The sequence below is a fragment of the Anaerosporobacter sp. genome, assembly GCF_965301125.1.
In genome coordinates this window covers 8,372-13,255 of sequence record NZ_CBDLAM010000107.1, presented here as the reverse complement: position 1 = coordinate 13,255, position 4,884 = coordinate 8,372, and the positions used below count along the sequence as shown (strand labels likewise).

Sequence of the window (4,884 nt, the reverse complement as noted above, 5' to 3'; positions counted from 1 at the left end):
TGGTATTATAAGTGAAATTAAAATAAATTGTTTTCTTTTTCTGGATAATTTACTCACAGCTGCCTCCTTATCTTAGGTCAATAGTACCAATTAAAGGGGGTTAATCCGTACCATTGACCTATATAAGGGCTATCATTTGTAGCCCTTATATAGTTGCAAATAATCAGTTTATTTGATACCGAGACTCGCCCTCGCATCCTTCCATGCAGAATTTAGCTTATCAAATTCTTTATTTAAATCAAAATCACTAATTGACATTTGAGCCCCTAACATTTTATAGTCAAATGTTGTGGTATTTTGGATTGCGGTAAAATCATCTCCGCCGCCATCATACATAACTAAAACTTTATCTGGAGCAAGCGTGTCAGCCTCAGCTAAAACAGGGTCCTTGTCTTTTGGAAAATTCTTCATGGAAGAAGCGGAGGATACATAATTAAGATAATCTGGGTACCATGCATCTGAGTAAAACCACTCAACAAATGCTTTCGCTGCTTCTGTGTTTTTTGAATGGGTAGTAACTCCCATAAAGGAATCTCCTTGTACGATTACATTGTACGGATCAGATTCTGTGTCTCTCGTTGGTAAATAGAAAGTACCCAATTGGGATACATCTTCTGTAGCTCCTTTAATGTTTTGAAGTCCCCAATCACCTAATGCAATCATAGCTGCACCCTTTGTAGAGAACAAAGTTGTTGCTTGATCATTACCTAAACCTAAAGGATCTTTTCCTAATACTCCTGAAGTAAATAGACTATGTACTTTAGTATATGCTTTATAAATATCTGTCCCTTCTGAGAAAGGAGTATCTTGCGTAGCCATTGTATTCCAATTCTGTCCATTTCCTGATTCTAATGCTGGCATAAATTCCATATATGGGTAATCTGGCCATGAATCCTTTAATCCACAAGCAATTGCCATGAAATCCTTATTGTCTTTTTCATAATAAGCTTGTAATGTTTTTGCTACTTCTTCAAATTCACTCCAAGTAGTTGGAACCTCCACACCTGCTTCTTTAAAAAGATCTTTCCAATAGTACACATATTCATATCCTGAAGTCAGTGGTATTCCAAGGACCTTTCCATCAATCGCATATCCCGAAGCTAATTCATTATTAGAAGCAGCAACGGTATCCGTTAAATCAACTAAGTACTCTTTAAATCTTGATAATGTAAAGGTTTTATTAAACATGATGTCTGGTAATTGATTTGCTGATGTTCTTATTTTCATTGTATTCCAATATTCACTGTCATCTTTGATTTTTTCTACTTCAATATCAATATTAGGATATTGCTCTTGGAACTTACCAACCATATCATTTTCTTCAATAAAATCATTGAGATTGTTATCCCAAATTGCAAATGTGAGAGAAGCTGATAATTCTTTATTCACTGTTCCTCCCTCTTCATTCGTACTCGTGTCTGTTGTTTCTGAATTGGTAGGTGTAACCGCTTCCTTTTCATTGTTTGATTTAGAACACCCGATAAAAGAAGTTGCTAAAAGTGTAACCGTTAAAATAGATGCAATGAGTTTTCGTTTTGGTTTCATAAAAATCCTCCTTTTGTTTGATAGCTGTATCATAACAATCTTCCCCTCGAATCACTATGGAAAAACTTCATTTTTCTTGATTATATTTCACATATTACCGTTTTGATTTCTTGATATATCGTAACTATTCCTAATATATAGTAAGAAAATTAAAGTTTTTAATAAAATATTGTTATTGTTACAAAATAATGTTTGATCAAACTAGCTATGTCAATAAAACTAAATGCATTGAAATATAACATAAAAAAAACAACTTTTTGTAGCTGTGTGCCATATGTGAACATATAAATATGTTCACATATGGCATTCAATACAGAGAAGTTGTTCTTTTCTAAAAAATCTATATTGTCTTTCGATATTGCACAGGACTTGTCCCTATATTTTTTTTGAAAACACGATTAAAATTCTCCACATTACGGTATCCAACCATTTCTGCTACCTCATATATCTTAAAATTCGTTGTTTTCAACAAGTCCTTTGCTTTCTCCACCCTAAGAGATGTAAGATAATTTATAAATGTCTCTCCTGTTTCTTTCGAAAATTTACTTGTGAAATATTTTTCGTTCAATTCAACATAATCTGCTACCTCTTTTAGTGATAACACTGAATTATCATAATGGTTGTTTATATATCTTTTGGCTTTAGATATAATATCATTTTCTTTAATATATAGTTTTTCTACCGAATAGTTGATAATCCATTCAATATAATTTGTCAACCACAACTTCAAACTCCGAACATCCTCTATCCGTTCTACTTTTTCAAAATAATTGTACTGTTCTCCAAAGATTTCATAAAAGTTGGCATGATTAGAATTAAATTTCTTAGCTATAGCAAGAATTAAGCCCAATACATGCAATTGTCCCTCTCTAAGTGACACTTTGTTTAGTACTTCAAATAATTTTTCTTTTTCAGGTATAATCGTTCTTTCATCGGCTATATACAATGCATTAGAAAATACTAAGCATTCAATTGAATATTCTAGTAATTGATCCATACATTCTTTTTCTTTATTACAATCAATACAAACATTCTTGCCTTTTAGGAAACGGAAATCAAAACTTCTTTGTAAATATTCTAATGTATCTGTAAAATCGCCATAGCCAAATTGTTTTTTGCTTATACTAGCCATTATATCAATCCCATAGTCACTATATATGGATTTTTGCAATTCCTGTATCATACTATTGATATTCCCTATATAATCTTCCTCTGTTATACGATAGAATGCATATAAAGTAGTGGAATTCTCAATATACAGGGTGCATCGTGAACTAAACCTAGGGTTACGCTCGAAATTACAAAGAAGTTTTTCCATTCCATTATGTTCGTTTTCACTGGATTTACATTTATTCATCACAAACCCTAGAATTACATAACTCTCTTCAAAGAAGTATTTTGACCTTCTACTTACCTCCTCAGGCGTTATCTCACCAGTAATCATTCCAGCAAAATAATCCTCTAAAGATTTTTCACTTGTCTTTACTTTTTCTTCATACTCAGAAATTAGCACTTGTAATCTACGCACCATTGAATTAAAAGAATGAATCATTGTACGGATTTCATACTGCCCATCTGGTTCAATATGGATTTGTAATTCCCCTTCTTCAATCTGTCTCATTCCACAATTAATTCTTTGTATCGGTTTTACAATACTTCTTAAAAAATAACTAGAATAGTAACATACCAATAACAAGACAAGAAATGCAACCAATAATACCCAGTGAGCGACTTTCCAAAAACTCGAACTTAAATCACTTGTTTTTATGTAACTATTTATATACCATGTATCTGAATATATCTGTACAGGTGTGGTTATATGCGTATATTTTGAACTAATAAACTTTTCTTTACTATCGAGTGTAGTAAATATATTCTCACCATCGCCTGATGTCATTTCCATAATACCGAAATTATTATTTCCTTTCAGATACTCCCTATTGTAATTCTTAATTTTATTGGCAACGCCAGAATTTTGATAAAGCATAACCATTTCTATCTTTTCCGAGCGATCTGTCTTTCTATCAGGCGCAAACGCAAATGTTAATATCAACGAATTCTTGGTTGCTCCTGAATAAATCCCACTATTTAACTTATTATTAATAAATCCTATTGTTACTTGGTTTTTATTTTCAATTGCTGTCTTAAAACATCTACTACTACTTAACTCCTCATATGACATGTTAATTGTATTCTTATAATACGAGATTTTTTGATCCTTCATATAAAATCCAACTGAAATTATCTCTGATGTGGGTTCCAATGCCAAACCGCTTGCCTGCTTTAGTTTTTGATTAGAATCATATCTTTCTTTAAAATCATCTGAATCTGTTCCTGCAGCATAATCCAATATCTCATTGTCATTACTATATATGAGATGAGATAACCTCATTGACATAACTCCTATATCAGAAGTTAATTCTGTAACTATTGTTTCATGCACTTGTTTAATATTTTCAATTGACTGTTTCTTAAATTCCTGATTTAGTATATTCAGTACGGTAATCAATACAATTAATATTGGACATATAATAAAGCTGAAAAAAGATATATAAAAAACTGTCTTTAGCTGCATTTTCGACCATTTTATTCGTTGTAATTTCATAGAAATCCTCCTAGCACAAGTGCATAGTCTTTTGTTTATTTCGTTTATTTTTTTCTTTTAATTATTATATTAACCAGCATAATAATGTTATTTATTTGTGTGTAAAACAATAATATTAGCCATTATTACTAATTGTAAATCAACTATTTAATATTACCATACATTTTGACTAATTACAAATTTATCTACATAAACAAATTAAATCAGAAAGGTTATTCTCGCCACATAATTTATGTCCATACAAAAAATGATACTTCGCTAATATACTGCATATATTAGCAAAGTATCATTTTATTTCTACATATTAATTATTTAATAGATTAATTATATTTTGAATTTTCCTATTGCTTGTTGTAATACTTTTGCATCACTTGTAAGTCCCTCTGCTGCTGTTGCTAGTTGTTCCATCTCGTCAGACTGATTAATTGTAGTTGCACTTACTTCTTCTGAACTAGCTGCTGCCTCTTCAGAAACTGCTGCAATATTCTGAATGGAATCAAGCGAATCATTCTTAGCGCCTTCCATTCCAGATACATATTGCTTAACTTTATTAATTTCTAATACTAATTCTTCTACCAGCTTATTAATATTTCCAAATACATTAATTGTATCTTGTAATGCTTTTTCTTGTGTGGAAACAATTTCTTCCGCTTTCTGTGTTGTCTTAACTGTTTCTTTTGTTTGGTATTGAATTGAATTAATAATTTCTTGAATCTGACTAGCAGATTCCATTG

The 4,884-nt window shown here is 31.2% G+C and carries 3 protein-coding genes; all 3 read right to left on the bottom strand.

The window, feature by feature from the left end:
* Window positions 1-168: 168 nt before the first annotated feature.
* A complete protein-coding gene (locus ACW2QF_RS12235) occupies window positions 169-1,545 on the bottom strand; it encodes an ABC transporter substrate-binding protein (protein WP_455716286.1) in 1,377 nt (458 codons plus the stop codon).
* A gap of 340 nt (window positions 1,546-1,885) precedes the next feature.
* Window positions 1,886-4,150 carry a helix-turn-helix domain-containing protein gene (locus ACW2QF_RS12230; protein ID WP_455716285.1) on the bottom strand — a complete coding sequence of 755 codons (2,265 nt, stop codon included), beginning with the start codon at window positions 4,148-4,150 and terminating at the stop codon, window positions 1,886-1,888.
* Window positions 4,151-4,474: 324 nt separating this feature from the next.
* A partial coding sequence (locus ACW2QF_RS12225) for a hypothetical protein (RefSeq protein WP_455716284.1) occupies window positions 4,475-4,884 on the bottom strand: 410 nt, incomplete at its 5' end.

Excerpts from the sequence above, each read along its gene's own strand:
- ACW2QF_RS12235 (WP_455716286.1), bottom strand. The coding sequence starts at position 1,545 with ATGAAACCAAAACGAAAACTCATTGCATCTATTTTAACGGTTACACTT.
- ACW2QF_RS12230 (WP_455716285.1), bottom strand. The coding sequence starts at position 4,150 with ATGAAATTACAACGAATAAAATGGTCGAAAATGCAGCTAAAGACAGTT.